The 17847-nt window shown below is 52.2% G+C and carries 15 protein-coding genes, 1 pseudogene and 1 other annotated feature; of the genes and pseudogenes, 11 read left to right on the forward strand and 5 right to left on the reverse strand.

Annotation, left to right across the window (positions count from 1 at the left end; translation table 11 throughout):
- From dnaA to yidA, 5 genes are all read left to right on the forward strand, one after another.
- Positions 1 to 1404, forward strand: coding sequence for a chromosomal replication initiator protein DnaA (dnaA, locus tag HV243_RS00005; protein ID WP_047498800.1), 1404 nt, complete (start codon positions 1 to 3; stop codon positions 1402 to 1404).
- Positions 1405 to 1408: 4 nt separating this feature from the next.
- The gene (dnaN, locus tag HV243_RS00010) at positions 1409 to 2509 is read left to right on the forward strand and encodes a DNA polymerase III subunit beta (protein ID WP_016155068.1); all 1101 of its coding nucleotides are present in this window, start codon (positions 1409 to 1411) and stop codon (positions 2507 to 2509) included.
- A complete protein-coding gene (recF, locus tag HV243_RS00015) occupies positions 2509 to 3582 on the forward strand; it encodes a DNA replication/repair protein RecF (RefSeq protein ID WP_016155067.1) in 1074 nt (357 codons plus the stop codon). The genes dnaN and recF overlap by 1 nt, the downstream gene beginning before the upstream one ends.
- 28 nt (positions 3583 to 3610) lie before the next feature.
- The gene (gene gyrB / locus HV243_RS00020) at positions 3611 to 6025 is read left to right on the forward strand and encodes a DNA topoisomerase (ATP-hydrolyzing) subunit B (protein ID WP_016157816.1); all 2415 of its coding nucleotides are present in this window, start codon (positions 3611 to 3613) and stop codon (positions 6023 to 6025) included.
- Between the two features lie 130 nt (positions 6026 to 6155).
- On the forward strand, positions 6156 to 6968 hold the full coding sequence (yidA, locus tag HV243_RS00025; RefSeq protein WP_016155065.1) for a sugar-phosphatase: 813 nt from the start codon (positions 6156 to 6158) through the stop codon (positions 6966 to 6968).
- A gap of 4 nt (positions 6969 to 6972) precedes the next feature.
- Here yidA and cbrA read toward each other — a convergent pair.
- Positions 6973 to 8080 (reverse strand): annotated as a pseudogene (cbrA, locus tag HV243_RS00030) (colicin M resistance lipid reductase CbrA).
- Positions 8081 to 8179: 99 nt separating this feature from the next.
- On the opposite strand from cbrA, the gene HV243_RS00035 reads away from it, so the two are divergent.
- Positions 8180 to 9406: a DUF3748 domain-containing protein gene (locus HV243_RS00035; RefSeq protein ID WP_053389258.1), complete on the forward strand. Its 1227-nt coding sequence runs from the start codon at positions 8180 to 8182 to the stop codon at positions 9404 to 9406.
- 1 nt (position 9407) lies between these two features.
- Here the strand turns inward: HV243_RS00035 and HV243_RS00040 are convergent, their stop codons facing one another.
- The gene (locus tag HV243_RS00040; RefSeq protein WP_172864455.1) at positions 9408 to 9740 is read right to left on the reverse strand and encodes a YceK/YidQ family lipoprotein; all 333 of its coding nucleotides are present in this window, start codon (positions 9738 to 9740) and stop codon (positions 9408 to 9410) included.
- Positions 9741 to 9978: 238 nt separating this feature from the next.
- Positions 9979 to 10051, forward strand: a sequence feature (ROSE (Repression Of Heat Shock gene Expression) occurs in the 5'-region of heat shock genes and acts as an RNA thermometer to modulate expression.).
- Between HV243_RS00040 and ibpA the strand changes: the two genes are divergently transcribed.
- Positions 10045 to 10458 carry a small heat shock chaperone IbpA gene (gene ibpA / locus HV243_RS00045; protein ID WP_003023882.1) on the forward strand — a complete coding sequence of 138 codons (414 nt, stop codon included), beginning with the start codon at positions 10045 to 10047 and terminating at the stop codon, positions 10456 to 10458. Its footprint overlaps the feature before it by 7 nt.
- Before the next feature lie 92 nt (positions 10459 to 10550).
- A complete protein-coding gene (gene ibpB / locus HV243_RS00050; protein ID WP_003827096.1) occupies positions 10551 to 10979 on the forward strand; it encodes a small heat shock chaperone IbpB in 429 nt (142 codons plus the stop codon).
- Here the strand turns inward: ibpB and HV243_RS00055 are convergent.
- The gene (locus HV243_RS00055; protein ID WP_131382568.1) at positions 10968 to 11219 is read right to left on the reverse strand and encodes a hypothetical protein; all 252 of its coding nucleotides are present in this window, start codon (positions 11217 to 11219) and stop codon (positions 10968 to 10970) included. The two genes, ibpB and HV243_RS00055, sit on opposite strands and share 12 nt — an antisense overlap.
- Before the next feature lie 41 nt (positions 11220 to 11260).
- Between HV243_RS00055 and HV243_RS00060 the strand changes: the two genes are divergently transcribed.
- Positions 11261 to 12922, forward strand: coding sequence for a putative transporter (locus tag HV243_RS00060; protein WP_016155061.1), 1662 nt, complete (start codon positions 11261 to 11263; stop codon positions 12920 to 12922).
- Here HV243_RS00060 and HV243_RS00065 read toward each other — a convergent pair whose 3' ends face one another.
- Complete coding sequence (locus HV243_RS00065) at positions 12923 to 13639, reverse strand: GntR family transcriptional regulator (protein WP_046276201.1); 717 nt, start codon at positions 13637 to 13639, stop codon at positions 12923 to 12925. It lies immediately after the preceding gene.
- Positions 13640 to 13862: 223 nt separating this feature from the next.
- Here HV243_RS00065 and HV243_RS00070 point away from each other — a divergent pair, with 223 nt between their 5' ends.
- Positions 13863 to 15482 (forward strand): alpha-glucoside-specific PTS transporter subunit IIBC, encoded by a 1620-nt coding sequence (locus tag HV243_RS00070; protein ID WP_046276200.1) that lies wholly within the window; start codon positions 13863 to 13865, stop codon positions 15480 to 15482.
- Positions 15479 to 16801: a 6-phospho-alpha-glucosidase gene (locus HV243_RS00075; RefSeq protein ID WP_019078008.1), complete on the forward strand. Its 1323-nt coding sequence runs from the start codon at positions 15479 to 15481 to the stop codon at positions 16799 to 16801. The genes HV243_RS00070 and HV243_RS00075 overlap by 4 nt, the downstream gene beginning before the upstream one ends.
- Here HV243_RS00075 and HV243_RS00080 read toward each other — a convergent pair.
- Positions 16798 to 17691: an AraC family transcriptional regulator gene (locus HV243_RS00080; protein WP_029139706.1), complete on the reverse strand. Its 894-nt coding sequence runs from the start codon at positions 17689 to 17691 to the stop codon at positions 16798 to 16800. The two genes, HV243_RS00075 and HV243_RS00080, sit on opposite strands and share 4 nt — an antisense overlap.
- Positions 17692 to 17847 lie beyond the last annotated feature (156 nt).

Below are 17847 nucleotides of genomic sequence, written 5' to 3' on the forward strand. Positions count from 1 at the left end.
GTGTCACTTTCGCTTTGGCAGCAGTGTCTTGCCCGATTGCAGGATGAGTTACCAGCCACAGAGTTCAGTATGTGGATACGCCCGTTGCAGGCGGAACTGAGCGATAACACGCTGGCTTTGTATGCGCCAAACCGTTTCGTGCTTGATTGGGTAAGGGATAAATACCTTAATAATATTAATGGATTACTCAATAACTTCTGTGGAGCGGATGCCCCGCAGCTGCGCTTTGAAGTCGGTACTAAACCCGTCACGCAAACGCTGAAAACGCCGGTGAACAACGTTGTTGCGCCCGCCTACGTGGCTCAGCAAGTGCAACCGCAACGTGCCGCTCCGTCGGCGCGCTCAGGCTGGGATAACGTCCCGGCACCGGCAGAACCTACCTATCGTTCTAACGTCAACGTCAAACACACGTTTGATAACTTCGTTGAAGGTAAATCTAACCAACTGGCGCGCGCGGCGGCACGTCAGGTGGCGGACAATCCTGGAGGCGCCTACAATCCGTTATTCCTTTATGGCGGTACGGGTCTGGGTAAAACCCACCTGCTGCACGCTGTCGGTAACGGTATTATGGCGCGTAAGCCAAACGCGAAAGTGGTGTATATGCACTCCGAACGTTTTGTGCAGGACATGGTTAAGGCCCTGCAAAACAACGCGATCGAAGAGTTTAAACGCTACTACCGTTCCGTGGATGCGCTGCTGATTGACGATATCCAATTCTTCGCGAATAAAGAACGATCGCAGGAAGAGTTTTTCCACACCTTTAACGCCCTGCTGGAAGGCAATCAGCAGATCATCCTGACTTCGGATCGCTATCCGAAAGAGATCAACGGCGTTGAAGATCGTCTGAAATCCCGCTTCGGCTGGGGACTGACTGTTGCGATCGAGCCGCCTGAGCTGGAAACGCGCGTCGCGATCCTGATGAAAAAAGCCGACGAAAACGACATTCGTCTGCCGGGTGAAGTGGCGTTCTTTATTGCCAAGCGTCTACGCTCTAACGTACGTGAGCTGGAAGGCGCACTGAACCGCGTGATCGCCAACGCTAATTTTACCGGCCGGGCGATTACCATCGATTTCGTGCGCGAAGCGTTGCGCGATCTGCTGGCTTTGCAGGAAAAGCTGGTCACCATCGACAATATTCAGAAGACGGTGGCGGAGTATTACAAAATCAAAATTGCGGATCTGCTTTCTAAGCGTCGATCTCGCTCGGTAGCTCGTCCGCGCCAGATGGCGATGGCGCTGGCAAAAGAGCTCACTAACCACAGTCTGCCGGAAATTGGCGACGCGTTTGGTGGGCGTGACCATACTACCGTGCTTCATGCCTGTCGAAAGATTGAGCAGCTGCGTGAAGAAAGCCATGATATTAAAGAAGATTTCTCCAATTTAATCAGAACATTATCTTCGTGACGCTATGAAATTTACCGTTGAACGTGAACATTTATTAAAACCGCTTCAGCAGGTCAGCGGCCCGCTGGGTGGACGTCCTACACTGCCTATTCTCGGAAATCTGCTGCTGCAGGTTGCTGACGGTGCGCTTTCTCTGACCGGTACCGATCTCGAAATGGAGATGGTGGCGCGCGTGGCGCTGATCCAGCCTCATGAACCTGGTGCGACCACCGTTCCGGCGCGTAAATTCTTCGATATTTGCCGTGGGTTGCCGGAAGGCGCGGAAATTGCCGTTCAACTGGAAGGCGATCGCATGTTGGTGCGGTCTGGCCGCAGCCGTTTCTCCCTGTCTACGCTGCCTGCCGCCGACTTCCCGAATCTGGACGACTGGCAGAGCGAAGTCGAATTCACTTTGCCGCAGGCCACGATGAAGCGCCTGATTGAAGCCACGCAGTTTTCGATGGCGCATCAGGACGTGCGTTACTACTTAAACGGCATGCTGTTTGAAACCGAAGGGGAAGAGCTGCGTACCGTGGCGACCGACGGTCACCGCCTGGCGGTCTGTTCAATGCCTGTCGGTCAGCAGTTACCCAGCCATTCGGTGATCGTTCCGCGTAAAGGCGTAATTGAACTGATGCGTATGCTCGACGGCGGCGACAACCCGCTGCGCGTGCAGATTGGCAGCAACAACATTCGTGCGCACGTGGGTGACTTCATCTTTACCTCCAAGCTGGTTGATGGCCGTTTCCCGGATTATCGCCGCGTATTGCCGAAGAATCCGGACAAACATCTGGAAGCCGGTTGCGATATCCTCAAACAGGCATTTGCTCGTGCGGCGATCCTCTCTAACGAGAAATTCCGCGGCGTGCGTCTGTATGTCAGTGAAAACCAGCTGAAAATCACCGCCAACAACCCGGAGCAGGAAGAAGCGGAAGAAATTCTGGATGTCTCCTATCCTGGCACTGAACTGGAAATCGGTTTTAACGTTAGCTACGTACTGGACGTACTAAACGCGCTGAAGTGCGAGAACGTTCGTATTCTGCTGACCGATTCCGTATCGAGCGTACAGATTGAAGATGCTGCCAGCCAGAGCGCGGCTTATGTTGTTATGCCAATGAGACTGTAATGTCGCTCACCCGTCTGTTGATCCGCGACTTTCGCAATATCGAAAGCGCGGATCTCGCTTTATCCCCTGGCTTTAACTTCCTGGTTGGCGCGAACGGCAGCGGCAAAACCAGCGTGCTGGAAGCCATCTATACGCTCGGCCACGGCCGGGCGTTTCGCAGTTTGCAGATTGGCCGCGTAATTCGCCACGAGCAGGAGTCGTTTGTTTTACACGGGCGTTTGCAGGGGGAAGAGCGTGAGACATCGATTGGCCTGACGAAAGACAAACTGGGCGACAGCAAAGTGCGCATTGACGGCACTGACGGGCACAAGGTCGCGGAACTGGCGCACCTGATGCCGATGCAGCTGATCACGCCAGAGGGGTTTACTTTACTCAATGGCGGCCCCAAATACAGAAGAGCATTCCTTGACTGGGGATGCTTTCACAATGAAGCCGGATTTTTCACCGCCTGGAGCAATCTGAAGCGACTGCTCAAGCAGCGCAACGCAGCCCTGCGCCAGGTGAGTCGTTATGAGCAACTGCGTCCGTGGGATAAAGAACTGATCCCGCTGGCGGAACAAATCAGCACCTGGCGCGCGGAGTACAGCGCCGGTATCGCGCAGGATATGGCGGATACCTGTCAGCAGTTTCTACCCGAGTTTTCTCTCTCCTTCTCATTCCAGCGCGGCTGGGAGAAAGAGACCGATTATGCCGAAGTGCTGGAACGCAGTTTTGAACGCGATCGCATGTTGACCTACACCGCACACGGTCCGCACAAAGCGGATTTTCGCATTCGCGCTGACGGTGCGCCGGTGGAAGACACGTTGTCGCGTGGGCAGCTAAAGCTGCTGATGTGCGCCTTACGTCTGGCGCAAGGGGAGTTCCTCACCCGCGAAAGTGGGCGGCGGTGTCTCTACCTGATAGATGATTTTGCCTCTGAACTTGATGATGCCCGTCGTGGGCTGTTAGCCAGCCGCTTAAAAGCGACGCAATCTCAGGTCTTTGTCAGCGCAATCAGCGCTGAACACGTTCTGGACATGTCGGACAAAAATTCGAAGATGTTCACCGTGGAAAAGGGTAAAATAACGGATTAACCCAAGTTTAAATGAGCGAGAAACGTTGATGTCGAATTCTTATGACTCCTCCAGTATCAAAGTCCTGAAAGGACTGGATGCGGTGCGTAAGCGCCCGGGTATGTATATCGGCGACACGGATGACGGCACCGGTCTGCACCACATGGTATTCGAGGTGGTAGATAACGCTATCGACGAAGCGCTCGCGGGTCACTGTAAAGATATCGTTGTAACGATTCACGCTGACAACTCCGTGTCCGTTACCGATGATGGCCGTGGTATCCCAACCGGTATTCACCCGGAAGAGGGCGTTTCGGCGGCGGAAGTTATCATGACCGTTCTGCACGCAGGCGGTAAATTCGATGATAACTCCTATAAAGTTTCCGGTGGTCTGCACGGCGTGGGTGTTTCCGTAGTTAACGCCCTGTCACAGAAACTGGAGCTGGTGATTCGTCGTGAAGGCAAAGTGCATCAGCAAACTTACGTGCACGGTGTGCCGCAGGCGCCGCTGGCGGTAACCGGCGAAACAGAAGCGACGGGTACTCAGGTACGTTTCTGGCCAAGCCACGAAACCTTTACCAATGTCGTTGAGTTTGAATATGAGATTCTGGCTAAGCGTCTGCGCGAGCTGTCGTTCCTGAACTCCGGCGTCTCCATTCGTCTGCGCGACAAGCGCGACGGTAAAGAAGACCATTTCCACTACGAAGGCGGCATTAAGGCGTTTGTTGAATACCTCAACAAAAACAAAACGCCGATCCACCCGAATATCTTCTACTTCTCCACCGAAAAAGACGGTATTGGCGTTGAAGTTGCGCTGCAGTGGAACGATGGTTTCCAGGAAAACATCTACTGCTTCACCAACAACATTCCGCAGCGTGACGGCGGTACTCACCTGGCAGGCTTCCGTGCGGCGATGACCCGTACCCTGAACGCCTACATGGATAAAGAAGGCTACAGCAAAAAAGCTAAAGTCAGCGCCACTGGTGACGATGCCCGTGAAGGCCTGATTGCCGTTGTTTCCGTGAAAGTACCGGATCCGAAGTTCTCCTCACAGACCAAAGACAAGCTGGTCTCCTCTGAGGTGAAATCGGCGGTAGAACAGCAGATGAACGAACTGCTGAGCGAATACCTGCTGGAAAACCCGTCTGACGCGAAAATCGTCGTGGGCAAAATTATCGATGCTGCACGTGCCCGTGAAGCGGCACGTCGCGCGCGTGAAATGACCCGTCGTAAAGGCGCGCTGGACTTAGCGGGCCTGCCGGGCAAGCTGGCGGACTGTCAGGAACGCGACCCGGCGCTGTCCGAACTGTACCTTGTGGAAGGGGACTCCGCGGGAGGTTCTGCGAAGCAGGGCCGTAACCGTAAAAACCAGGCGATTCTGCCGCTGAAGGGTAAAATCCTCAACGTCGAGAAAGCGCGCTTTGATAAAATGCTCTCTTCTCAGGAAGTGGCAACGCTGATCACCGCGCTCGGCTGTGGCATCGGTCGTGACGAGTACAACCCGGACAAACTGCGTTATCACAGCATCATCATCATGACCGATGCGGACGTCGACGGCTCGCATATTCGTACGCTGCTGTTGACCTTCTTCTATCGTCAGATGCCGGAAATTGTGGAACGCGGCCACGTTTACATTGCACAGCCACCGCTGTACAAAGTGAAAAAAGGCAAGCAGGAACAGTACATTAAAGATGACGAAGCGATGGATCAGTACCAAATTTCTATCGCTCTGGATGGCGCAACGCTACACACTAATGCCAGCGCACCTGCTCTTTCAGGTGAGTCGTTAGAAAAACTGGTTTCTGAATACAACGCGACGCAGAAAATGATTGGCCGTATGGAACGTCGTTTCCCGAAAGCGCTTCTGAAAGAACTGGTTTATCAACCGACGCTGCCGGAAGCTGATTTGGCGAACGAGCAGACCGTTACCCGCTGGGTTAATTCGTTGATTACCGAGCTGAACGAAAAAGAACAGCACGGCAGCCTGTGGAAGTTTGATATCCACCACAACGCAGAGCAGAACCTGTTTGAGCCGATTGTGCGCGTCCGTACTCACGGTGTGGATACCGACTATATTCTGGATCACGAGTTTGTGACCGGTGGCGAATACCGTCGTATTTGTACGCTCGGTGAGAAGCTGCGCGGGCTGATCGAAGACGATGCGTTTATCGAACGTGGCGAGCGCCGCCAGCCGGTTGCCAGCTTTGAGCAGGCGCTGGAATGGCTGCAGAAAGAGTCACGTCGCGGCCTCGCTATCCAGCGTTATAAAGGTCTGGGCGAGATGAACCCGGATCAGCTGTGGGAAACCACCATGGATCCGGAAAGCCGTCGTATGCTGCGCGTTACCGTGAAGGATGCGATTGCCGCCGACCAGCTCTTCACTACGCTGATGGGCGATGCCGTTGAACCGCGTCGCGCGTTTATCGAAGAAAACGCCCTGAAAGCGGCGAACATCGATATCTAACTTGCACCCAGGTCTACAACCGTCCTGCAAAAGGGGAATCTCGATTCCCCTTTCTATCCCCCTTTTCGTAGCTGTTTTTTGAGCGGAATCGCGTTAGCATGAGGACGGACTCATTTAATCCGGGGAACTCATGGCTATCAAACTTATTGCTATCGACATGGATGGCACACTTCTGCTGCCCGATCACACCATTTCACCCGCGGTCAAAACGGCGATTGCCGCAGCGCGCGCGCGTGGCGTAAATGTGGTGCTGACCACGGGGCGCCCGTATGCCGGCGTCCACAGCTATCTGAAAGAATTGCATATGGAAGAACCCGGTGACTACTGCATTACCTACAATGGCGCGCTAGTGCAGAAAGCAGGGGATGGCAGTACTGTCGCGCAAACCGCGCTGAGCTATGATGATTATCGTTATCTGGAGCAGCTCTCCCGGGACGTTGGCTCGCATTTCCACGCTCTCGATCGCAACACCCTGTATACCGCGAACCGTGATATCAGCTACTACACGGTGCATGAATCGTTTGTTGCGACGATTCCGCTGGTGTTCTGTGAAGCCGAGAAAATGGATCCCGCAACCCAGTTCCTGAAAGTGATGATGATTGACGAGCCGGAGATCCTCGATAAAGCTATCTCGCGCATACCTGCGGAAGTAAAAGAGAAGTACACCGTGCTGAAAAGTGCACCGTATTTCCTCGAAATCCTCGATAAACGCGTCAATAAAGGGACTGGCGTGAAATCGCTGGCCGATGCGTTGGGTATAAAAGCCGAAGAGGTGATGGCGATTGGCGATCAGGAAAACGACATCGCGATGATTGAATACGCAGGCGTGGGCGTTGCCATGGACAACGCTATTGGGTCAGTCAAAGAAATCGCCAACTTTGTGACGAAATCTAACCTTGAAGATGGCGTCGCGTATGCCATTGAGAAGTTTGCGCTGAAATAAGATGTTATGGGCAAATGCCTTGGCGCATTTGCCCTGTTTCAGCAATTAGTTGTGATACTGAGTGGTCACCTTGAGGAATATGCGCCACGCCGCTGCGCATTATCCATTTACGGGAAAACGCCGACGTCAGGGCCCGACTTTTCAGGATCTTGCCAAACAGTTTGAAACGTAACTTGCGGGTGGCTTTGCGGTAAGCGTGATTCATATCTGGTGCATCCCGCAACAATACAGATTTGAGCGCCTCCGCGCTGTCCAGCGCATAGCTAATCCCCTCCAGTGAGCTGGCGCTGATAAAACCGGCCGCTTCGCCAATCAAAAATGCGTTGTCCTTGCCACAGACGAAGTCTTTCCAGCGTGAAGGAAACAGCACCGTACATTTTTCACTTTTCACCGGTTTGCCGAACTGAAATTGGAACGCTTCCATTTTCGCTTTCAGCGCGTCAAAGCGCGCCTGACCGTCCTTCATCGGGTAGGCACCGCCAAAGATAAAATAGCCATCTTTGCTGATACTCCAGGAATAACAGTCGGTTGCGTCGTTATCAAAAATGCAGGAATAGAACGGGACGGGATGCTTTTCCGCAAACCATTGTTGAATAGCAACATATTTACGGATCTGGTGCCGGGGATAGAGATGACGGCGTACCAGTGAGTTCGCGCCGTCGGCTCCCACCAGATAACGCGCGGTGATCTGCTGCTCCCAACCGTCGGCGCGGAAGATAACATGCCATTTATCGCCCTCGCGCCAGATTTTCCGACACAGGCTGTCGTGGTACACCTGTACATCACCAGGAATGAGAGATTTAAGCCATAAATCAAAAGCATGGCGGTTGATATTAATGTAGCTGCGCTGGTAGTTACGCGTCAAAGAGGCTGCAACATCAACCGTTTTAACGCTAAATATTTGTGGGTTAGCGATGACATCAACGGGTAAGGTTATCCCGTCGCGGATAAACGAACGCTGGGCATCCGGGGCCAACAGACCGCCGCAGGGTTTGGTGAAACCTTCGTTGCCGCACTGGTGTTTTTTATCCAACGCGATCACGCGCATTTTTCCACTCAACTGCCGCGCCTGCCGGGCCTAACCCGATAATGGCTACGTCAAAATGTTCCATCTTTCTGTCCGCAAAAATGAAGATGGCGATACGCTAAAGCCTGAAAGTGAAGTGCTTGTGAAGTATGATTGCTGAAATCGTCTTGTATCAGGGCATTCCATGAAGCAAATCACCTTTACGCCGCGTAATCATCAGCTTACCAATATCAATACCTGGACACCGGACAGCCAGTGGCTGGTCTTTGATGTGCGCCCTTCCGGTGCCTCTTTTATCGGCGACACAATTGAGCGCGTCAATATTCATACTAGCGAGCTGGAGGTGATTTATCGGGCCATGCAGGGATCGCACGTTGGCGTGGTGACCGTTCATCCAAAGTCGGAAAAATATGTGTTTATTCATGGGCCTGAAAATCCTGATGAAACATGGCATTACGACTTCCATCATCGGCGTGGGGTGATAGCTACGCAGGCAAAAGTGGAGAATCTGGATGCGATGGATATTACCGCCCCATATACGCCGGGTGCGCTGCGCGGTGGTAGCCATGTGCATGTATTTAGCCCGAGCGGCGAGTTTGTCAGTTTCACCTATAACGACCATGTGCTGCATGAGCGCTCACCGGCGCTGGATCTACGCAATGTCGGTGTGGCTGCGCCCTATGGTCCGGTGATGGTCTCCGCGCAGCATCCCCGTGAGTACAGCGGGAGCCATTGGTGCGTGCTGGTAACCCAGACGACACCCACGCCTAAACCGGGTAGCGATGAGATTAACCGCGCCTATGAAGAGGGCTGGGTAGGGGAAAACAGACTGGCGTTTATCGGTGATACGTTATCAGTCACGGGCGAGAAAGTGCCGGAGTTATTTATTGTTGATTTACCACAGGATGAAAGCGGCTGGAAACAGCCGGGCGACGCTCCGCTGGAGGGCACTGAGGCGACAATGCCTGCGCCGCCATTTGGTATTAATCAACGCCGCCTGACGTTTACTCATGCGCGCGCCTTTCCCGGTCTGGTAAATCAGCCGCGCCATTGGGTGCGCAGTAATCCAAAGGCATCTGAGATTGCATTTTTAATGCGTGATGACGTCGGCATTGTGCAACTGTGGCTGATTTCCCCACAAGGAGGAGAACCGCGTCAGCTTACCCGCTGCGCCACGGATATTCAGTCAGCATTCAACTGGCATCCGTCAGGGAAATGGCTGGGGTTTGTACTGGATAACAAAATTGCTTGTTGTGATGCTCAGACGGGAGAGGTTGATTTTCTAACGGACCGTCACGGCAACCCACCATCGGGCGATGCGATCATCTTCTCTCCTGATGGTCGACAGGTTGCGTGGATGGAAGACGTCGAGGGTTTCCGCCAGTTGTGGGTAACAGAGACTGGGCGTTAGCTTAAGGAGCAGGCATTTCAGCCGGAGGGATAACGGCGTTCGCGGCCTGCGTTCTCTCCTCGCTTTTTTCTACACGGGATCTCACCGAGTTATCTTTGCGAAAGAGATCCCACGGAAGTAATACTGTATCCAGTACTGCGGTAAACGGCATATCCAGAATCGCCAGTGACTTGGTTCCCCAGTTTGTATCACTTTCGCTAATCATTGTGGCGCTGGCGCGCGTGCCAGGATACGTCCCTTCTTTGCCCCCGGTATGCGACATAATGCTGGAACAGCCGCTCACAAACGCCATCCCGCTGCACATTGTCAGTGTTACCAACATTTTTTTTATCATCATTTTTTCATCTGTATTTATTGTGTTTGCATGGTGAGTTAAAGCGATCCGTTGCGAAAATAACATCACCATTTCGTCACACTGTGGCGGCTATCGCGATTTAACGATAACAACTGCTCCCACCAGTGTATGCAATAGACAACAAACTGCAAAAAAAGTCAGATGAATACGCTTGAAAAGTTTGTATTAAGACCCATTTTTAGAGTGTAGACAAATGAAGGGCATGCCTGATGGGTGTCCTGGCTACCTGACCTGTCCATGATGGAAGGTCTATTATTCTCGCTGATTTCAGGAGCTATTGATTATGCGTAACTTTGATTTATCCCCACTGTACCGTTCTGCTATTGGTTTTGATCGCCTGTTTAACCTGCTGGAAAACAATCAGGGCCAGAGCAATGGCGGCTACCCTCCGTATAACGTTGAGCTGGTAGACGAAAACCATTACCGAATTGCGATTGCCGTTGCTGGTTTTGCTGAAAGCGAACTGGAAATTACTGCCCAGGACAATCTGCTGGTGGTGAAAGGCGCCCATGCGGACGATCAAAAAGAACGTACTTACCTGTATCAGGGTATTGCCGAGCGCAACTTCGAACGTAAGTTCCAGTTAGCGGAGAACATTCATGTTCGCGGCGCGAACCTGGTGAATGGTCTGCTGTATATCGATCTCGAACGCGTGATTCCCGAAGCGAATAAGCCGCGCCGCATCGAAATCAACTAATTCTGTGGGCCGCTTCAGGCGGCCCTGCTAAGCAATCGGCTTGCCGTCAGGGAGCCAAAAGGTACTTACTCGCTTCTTAGAAGGAGATTATTATGCGTAACTACGATTTATCCCCACTGCTGCGTCAATGGATCGGTTTTGACAAACTGGCCAATGCCTTGCAAAACACGGGCGAAAGCCAGAGCTTCCCGCCTTATAACATCGAAAAGAGCGATGATAACCACTACCGCATTACCCTTGCGTTAGCCGGTTTCCGCCAGGAAGATCTGGATATTCAACTGGAAGGCACGCGCCTGACCGTGAAAGGTACGCCGCAGCAGCCGGAAAAAGAGACCAAATGGTTGCATCAGGGGCTGGTCACTCAGCCGTTCAGCCTGAGCTTTACGCTGGCTGAAAATATGGAAGTCTCCGGCGCAAGCTTCACTAACGGCTTGCTGCATATCGATTTGACCCGGAATGAACCTGAAACCATCGCTCCACAACGTATCGCCATCAGCGAACGTCCCGCATTAGACAGTTAAATAGCTCCATGCCTTTGCCCCGCCAGAAATGACGGGGCTTTTTTGTGCGTCAGCCCACATGAAACTATGATCTGGGAGGGCAGGATGCCGGAAGCGCTGCCATTGCCAGAAAAAAGCATTCAGCAATTTCAAATCGACGTGAAGAAAAACAGTAAAGAACGCCCTTCTTAAGCGCTCCTGGGCGCTCTGTAGCATGATAATGTGCGCCACTCTGCATTCATGCCTGAACGGTTCAGTCATAATCCTCGTTACATAAAATGTTATTCACAGGGAACAGGAAAATGAGTGATATAGCATTGACGGTCAGCGTTCTGGCAATGGTGGCAGTTGTCGGATTATGGATCGGCAACATAAAAATACGTGGTGTTGGTTTTGGCATCGGAGGCGTGCTGTTCGGCGGTATTATTGTCGGGCATTTTGTCGATCAGGCAGGGATGACCCTGAGCGGCGACATGCTGCATTTTATTCAGGAATTTGGCCTGATTCTTTTCGTCTACACCATCGGTATTCAGGTGGGGCCGGGCTTTTTTGCGTCACTGCGCGTTTCGGGCCTACGGCTGAATCTGTTTGCCGTGCTGATTGTTATCATGGGTGGCCTGGTCACCGCGATCCTGCATAAGATTTTTGCCATTCCCCTTCCCGTGGTGCTGGGCATTTTTTCCGGTGCGGTCACCAATACTCCGGCGTTAGGCGCGGGGCAGCAGATTCTGCGCGATCTGGGTACTCCTGTTGATGTGGTGGATCAGATGGGGATGAGCTATGCCATGGCTTATCCTTTTGGTATCTGCGGTATTTTGCTCACTATGTGGCTGATGCGCCTTATTTTTCGCGTTAACGTCGATGCCGAAGCCCATCAGCATGAATCCACGCTGACCAACGGACACGCGCTGATTCAGACGATGAATATCCGTGTGGAAAACCCGAACCTCAACAATATGGCTATTCAGGATGTCCCAATCCTGAACAGCGACAAAATCATCTGCTCACGTTTGAAACGTGAAGAAACATTGATGGTGCCGTCGCCGGGGACGATTATCCAGATGGGCGACCTGCTACACCTGGTTGGTCAGCCTGCAGATCTGCACAACGCGCAGGTGGTGATTGGGCAGGAGGTGGACACATCGCTGTCGACGCGAGGCACCGATTTACGCGTTGAGCGCGTGGTGGTGACCAACGAACAGGTGCTGGGGAAACGAATCCGCGACCTGCATTTCAAAGAACGTTACGACGTGGTTATCTCCCGTCTGAACCGTGCGGGGGTTGAGCTGGTAGCCAGCAGCGACGCCAGCCTGCAGTTTGGCGACATCCTCAATCTGGTCGGTCGACCTTCCTCGATTGATGCTGTTGCTAATGTGGTGGGTAACGCCCAGCAAAAACTGCAGCAGGTGCAGATGCTGCCGGTATTTATCGGGATCGGGCTGGGTGTTCTGCTGGGTTCAATCCCGCTGTTCATTCCTGGGTTCCCGGTGGCGCTTAAACTGGGGTTGGCCGGTGGGCCGCTGATTATGGCGTTGATCCTGGGGCGTATTGGCAGCATCGGTAAGTTGTATTGGTTTATGCCCCCCAGCGCTAACCTGGCGCTGCGAGAGTTGGGTATCGTGCTGTTTCTCGCAGTGGTTGGTCTGAAGTCAGGCGGTGATTTTGTTCATACCCTGACGCAGGGGGATGGCCTGAGCTGGGTGGGCTACGGTATTTTCATCACCGCGATTCCGCTGATTACCGTGGGGCTGCTGGCGAGGATTTTCGTCAAAATGAACTACCTGACGCTGTGCGGCATGCTGGCTGGCTCAATGACCGATCCGCCTGCACTGGCATTTGCTAACAACCTGCATGCCACCAGCGGGGCGGCGGCGCTGTCGTATGCGACCGTTTATCCGCTGGTGATGTTCCTGCGAATTATCACGCCGCAACTGCTGGCGGTGATTTTCTGGGGGATGGGTTAGTCAGGCTGAGTCTGGGTGGACGCGCCGTAAGTGGTAGTCCACCTGGTACTCGCTGGCGTTTCTGAACATCACCGAATAATTCAAAAACTCCCCGCTATCGCTGTAGGACAGTGAGGTAATCCGCAGCAATGGCGTCTGTTCAGGTACGTTCATCTGCGCGGAAAGCTGCTTATCGGCAAGAACGGGAGTCAGACTTTCATAGTTGCCGCTGATAGTTATTCCGCACTCTTTCTCGATGTAATCGAATTTTGACCCTTCCAGATGCGCCAGCGATAAATTACGGAATAATTTTACCGGCATGTAGCTGTCTTCAAGCATCAGCGGCTTGCCGTCCACATAGCGAACGCGACGTGAGAAGTAGATGCGTTCATTAATCTGGATACGCAGTTGGCTGGCAATTGCTGGTGGTGCGGGCATCACTTCAAATACCAGTACTTCACTGGTGACCTCTTTCCCTTGTCGCTTCAGTACTTCCGCCAGTCCGGTAAGGTTTGTGGTTTCATGATGGACATCTTTGCGCGCCACATAAGTTCCACTCCCATGACGGCGTACGACCAATCCCCAGCCAATCAACATATCAATTGCTTTACGGATCGTCATTCGTGAAACCGCGAACTCTTGGGCAAGCTTTTTTTCACCAGGCAACGGGCTACCGATGTTGTAATCAGACGAATTCAGGCGAATTCGTAGTCGTTCCGCAATTGATTTGTAGATCACTACCAGACCTCTTTTTTCTTTTAATTACTGCACCATAAACCTTTTGATGTCTAACTTTTACGTAAAAAGTAGACCTCATTGCCGAAATTAAAACCATGAAAGCGATCACGAATCGCAGCGGCACGCCATGTCTGAAGGATCGCAACTTTCTATTCTCGTATCAGGCCAGCAATCACTACAAAAAAGGCCTCTCCCCTACTGGTTGTTATATGAGGATGTGAAAATGCTCAGTCAAATACAACGCTTTGGCGGCGCGATGTTCACCCCGGTGTTGCTGTTTCCCTTTGCCGGTATCGTCGTCGGTATCGCTATTATGCTGCGCAACCCGCTGTTTGTGGGTGAAGCGCTTACCGATCCCAACAGTTTGTTCGCACAAATCGTTCATATCATCGAAGAAGGTGGCTGGACGGTATTTCGCAATATGCCGCTGATTTTCGCCGTTGGTCTGCCGATCGGTCTGGCGAAACAGGCTCAGGGGCGCGCTTGTCTGGCGGTACTGGTCAGCTTTCTTACGTGGAATTACTTCATCAATGCCATGGGCATGACCTGGGGAGATTTCTTCGGCGTGGATTTTAGCGCAGACCCGACGGCAGGTAGCGGCTTAACGATGATGGCCGGGATTAAAACACTTGATACCAGCATTATCGGCGCCATTGTCATTTCCGGTATTGTTACTGCCTTGCATAACCGTTATTTCGACAAACCCTTGCCAGTATTTCTCGGTATTTTTCAGGGAACATCGTTTGTGGTGATCATTGCCTTCCTGGTGATGATTCCCTGTGCCTGGCTGACGCTGCTGGGTTGGCCAAAGGTGCAGATGGGGATTGAATCTCTGCAAGCTTTTCTGCGTTCTGCGGGTGCGCTGGGGGTATGGGTTTATACCTTCCTTGAGCGTATTTTGATTCCGACCGGGCTGCATCACTTCGTCTATGGTCCATTTATCTTCGGCCCTGCGGCGGTGGAAGGCGGCATCCAGGTCTACTGGGCGCAGCACTTGCAGGAATTCAGCCAAAGCACAGAGTCGCTGAAAACGCTGTTCCCGGAAGGGGGTTTTGCTCTGCACGGCAATTCGAAAATCTTTGGTTCATTAGGTATTGCTCTGGCGCTTTACTTCACTGCCTCTCCGGAAAACCGGGTGAAGGTGGCGGGATTATTGATCCCCGCTACGCTAACGGCTGTGTTGGTTGGGATTACCGAACCGCTGGAGTTCACCTTCCTGTTTATCTCACCCTTGCTGTTTGCGGTACACGCCGTGCTGGCGGCCTCCATGGCGACGGTAATGTATCTCTGCGGCGTGGTAGGCAATATGGGTGGCGGCCTGCTTGACCAGTTCTTACCGCAAAACTGGATCCCAATGTTCCACAACCATGCCGGAATGATGTTCACCCAGATAGCGATTGGCCTGGCCTTTACCGCGATCTATTTCACCATCTTCCGCGCGCTGATCCTGCGCTTCAACCTGAAAACGCCGGGCCGGGAAGACAGCGAAATCAAACTCTACACCAAAGCTGACTATAAAGCCGCGCGTGGGCAAACCACCGCCGCTACGCCAGACACCAAACTGGGACAGGCGGCCGGTTTTCTGCAAGCGTTAGGCGGCGCAGGCAATATCGGAAGTATTAATAACTGCGCCACTCGCCTGCGGATTGCGCTTCACGACATGGCGAAAACGCAAAGCGATGACGTCTTCAAAGCGCTGGGTGCACACGGTGTTGTGCGTCGCGGCAATGGTATTCAGGTCATTGTTGGTTTACACGTCCCTCAGGTACGCGACCAGCTCGAAACGCTAATGAAATCTACTTTATCAAACGAACAGATCCCCATGACGGAGGCAGTATCATGAAAAAATTCTCAGTGGTTATCGCAGGTGGTGGTAGTACCTTTACGCCGGGCATCGTGCTGATGTTGCTGGCAAATCAGGACCGTTTCCCGCTTCGTGCGCTGAAATTTTATGACAACGATGGCGCGCGTCAGGAGGTGATTGCCGAGGCGTGTAAAATCATCCTCAAAGAGCAGGCGCCGGAGATAGAGTTTAGTTACACCACCGATCCCAAAACTGCGTTTACCGATGTTGATTTTGTGATGGCACATATCCGCGTGGGTAAATACCCAATGCGTGAACAAGACGAGAAAATCCCATTACGTCACGGGGTGTTAGGCCAGGAAACCTGTGGGCCGGGCGGGATTGCCTACGGCATGCGATCTATTGGCGGTGTGCTGGAACTGGTGGATTATATGGAAAAATATTCACCAAACGCCTGGATGCTTAACTACTCTAACCCGGCGGCAATTGTGGCTGAAGCCACGCGTAGACTGCGTCCAAATGCGAAAATCCTCAATATTTGCGATATGCCCATCGGTATTGAAGGACGGATGGCGCAGATCGTCGGCCTTAAAGATCGTAAACAGATGCGCGTGCGCTACTACGGGCTGAACCACTTTGGCTGGTGGACATCAATTGAAGATCTCCAGGGTAACGATTTGATGCCGAAGCTGCGTGAATACGTGGCGAAGCATGGCTATGTGCCGCCATCGAACGACCCGCATACGGAGGCGAGCTGGAACGATACCTTCGCTAAGGCGAAGGATGTGCAGGCGCTGGATCCGGACACCATGCCAAATACCTACCTGAAATACTATCTGTTCCCGGATTACGTGGTCCAGCACTCCAATCCGCAGCGTACCCGTGCCAACGAGGTTATGGATCACCGCGAAAAACAGGTGTTCGGTTCCTGCCGGGCCATTATTGAGGCGGGCCATTCTGCGGCCGGTGAACTGGAGATTGACGAACATGCTTCCTACATTGTCGATCTGGCGGCGGCCATCGCCTTTAACACTCAGGAGCGGATGCTGCTGATTGTGCCAAATAATGGTGCGATTCATAACTTTGATGATGAAGCGATGGTCGAGATCCCATGCCTGGTGGGGCATAACGGCCCGGAGCCGCTGACGGTGGGGGATATCCCGCAGTTCCAGAAAGGGTTGATGAGCCAGCAGGTGGCGGTTGAGAAGTTGGTGGTCGATGCCTGGGAGCACCGCTCTTACCAGCGTTTGTGGCAGGCTATCACCCTGTCGAAAACCGTGCCGAGTGCGTCTGTAGCTAAAGCGATTCTGGATGATTTGATCGACGCTAACAAAGAGTACTGGCCGGAACTGCGCTAACCCAGTTGACCGGCATCCTCTGGGTGCCGGTCCGCATGTTTCAATACCGCCGACGGTGCATAGCCAAATTTGTGTTTAAACGCCTTGCTGAAATGAAACGAGTCAAAGAAGTTAAGTATATCAGCGACCTGCCCGACCGTATTTCCCTCCTGCTTTAGCAGCGATAACGCCAGTTCCAGCCGCGCATCCAGATAGTATTCTTTCGGTGTTTTTCCGGTATAGCGTAAAAAAAGACGACGTAGCCAGGCTTCGCTACAGGGGATAGTGGCTGCCATATCCGCCACGCTCCACCGTTTTTGTAGACTGGCATGTAGAGTGGCAATCAGTTTTTCAATCTGTATTCGCTGTGGGTCTTTTTTACCTTCGGCGTAAATAAGACAAATCCATTGATAAATTATTTTTGTGAGAAAGGCGACTGCCAGATTATTTTTTATTGAATCTGGGGATGTAATTAATCGCGAAACTTCGGTCAGCTCATGATTATAAATATCACCATTATAAATAATGCTTTGTTGTCGTAGCGGAATATCCATTACGCTGGTTGGTGTGAATTCCATCCAGTATTGTTCCCATACCAACCCTTCACAGTGATAAGACTGTATATCGGTTGGTTTTAAAAAGATTATACAGTTTCCGGTAAGCGTGATTTGTTCACCGCCTTTAAGAAGGATTTTTCCACAGCCCTGGACGGTGTAGACCGCAACCCATGAATTAGCAATCAGCGGTTTTTTCTTATCACGTGGCCAAATAACCCGATAATGTTCGTCGGCATAGGTGTGCCACAGCGAGATCAATGAAATCCCGCTGGAGATCACACTTTCATGAATCAACAGGGGAATATTGTACGTAGTTTCGTTTTTTACATGCGAACTTTGCATCTTTCCATTCATTTTAATTTCCCACCGGAGAATTATGCCCACAACCTGAACTTAACAGAAAAAATCTGTTCAGGGATATGACGTTTTTATTTTAAGAAATCTGACTGCCTGACCCGGCGCACATTACCTTGCATTCCCCCTACAGCTGCCGGGACATAATGAAAAATA

The organism is Citrobacter sp. RHBSTW-00599, from assembly GCF_013784065.1.
GTDB classification, from domain to species: domain Bacteria; phylum Pseudomonadota; class Gammaproteobacteria; order Enterobacterales; family Enterobacteriaceae; genus Citrobacter; species Citrobacter braakii.

Coding starts and splice junctions, on each gene's coding strand:
- HV243_RS00035 (WP_053389258.1), top strand. CDS start 8,180: ATGAAGCAAATCACCTTTACGCCGCGTAATCATCAGCTTACCAATATC.
- HV243_RS00055 (WP_131382568.1), bottom strand. CDS start 11,219: ATGACTGAACCGTTCAGGCATGAATGCAGAGTGGCGCACATTATCATG.
- ibpA (WP_003023882.1), top strand. CDS start 10,045: ATGCGTAACTTTGATTTATCCCCACTGTACCGTTCTGCTATTGGTTTT.
- HV243_RS00075 (WP_019078008.1), top strand. CDS start 15,479: ATGAAAAAATTCTCAGTGGTTATCGCAGGTGGTGGTAGTACCTTTACG.
- HV243_RS00080 (WP_029139706.1), bottom strand. CDS start 17,691: ATGAATGGAAAGATGCAAAGTTCGCATGTAAAAAACGAAACTACGTAC.
- dnaN (WP_016155068.1), top strand. CDS start 1,409: ATGAAATTTACCGTTGAACGTGAACATTTATTAAAACCGCTTCAGCAG.
- gyrB (WP_016157816.1), top strand. CDS start 3,611: ATGTCGAATTCTTATGACTCCTCCAGTATCAAAGTCCTGAAAGGACTG.
- recF (WP_016155067.1), top strand. CDS start 2,509: ATGTCGCTCACCCGTCTGTTGATCCGCGACTTTCGCAATATCGAAAGC.
- HV243_RS00060 (WP_016155061.1), top strand. CDS start 11,261: ATGAGTGATATAGCATTGACGGTCAGCGTTCTGGCAATGGTGGCAGTT.
- HV243_RS00040 (WP_172864455.1), bottom strand. CDS start 9,740: ATGATAAAAAAAATGTTGGTAACACTGACAATGTGCAGCGGGATGGCG.
- HV243_RS00070 (WP_046276200.1), top strand. CDS start 13,863: ATGCTCAGTCAAATACAACGCTTTGGCGGCGCGATGTTCACCCCGGTG.
- ibpB (WP_003827096.1), top strand. CDS start 10,551: ATGCGTAACTACGATTTATCCCCACTGCTGCGTCAATGGATCGGTTTT.
- yidA (WP_016155065.1), top strand. CDS start 6,156: ATGGCTATCAAACTTATTGCTATCGACATGGATGGCACACTTCTGCTG.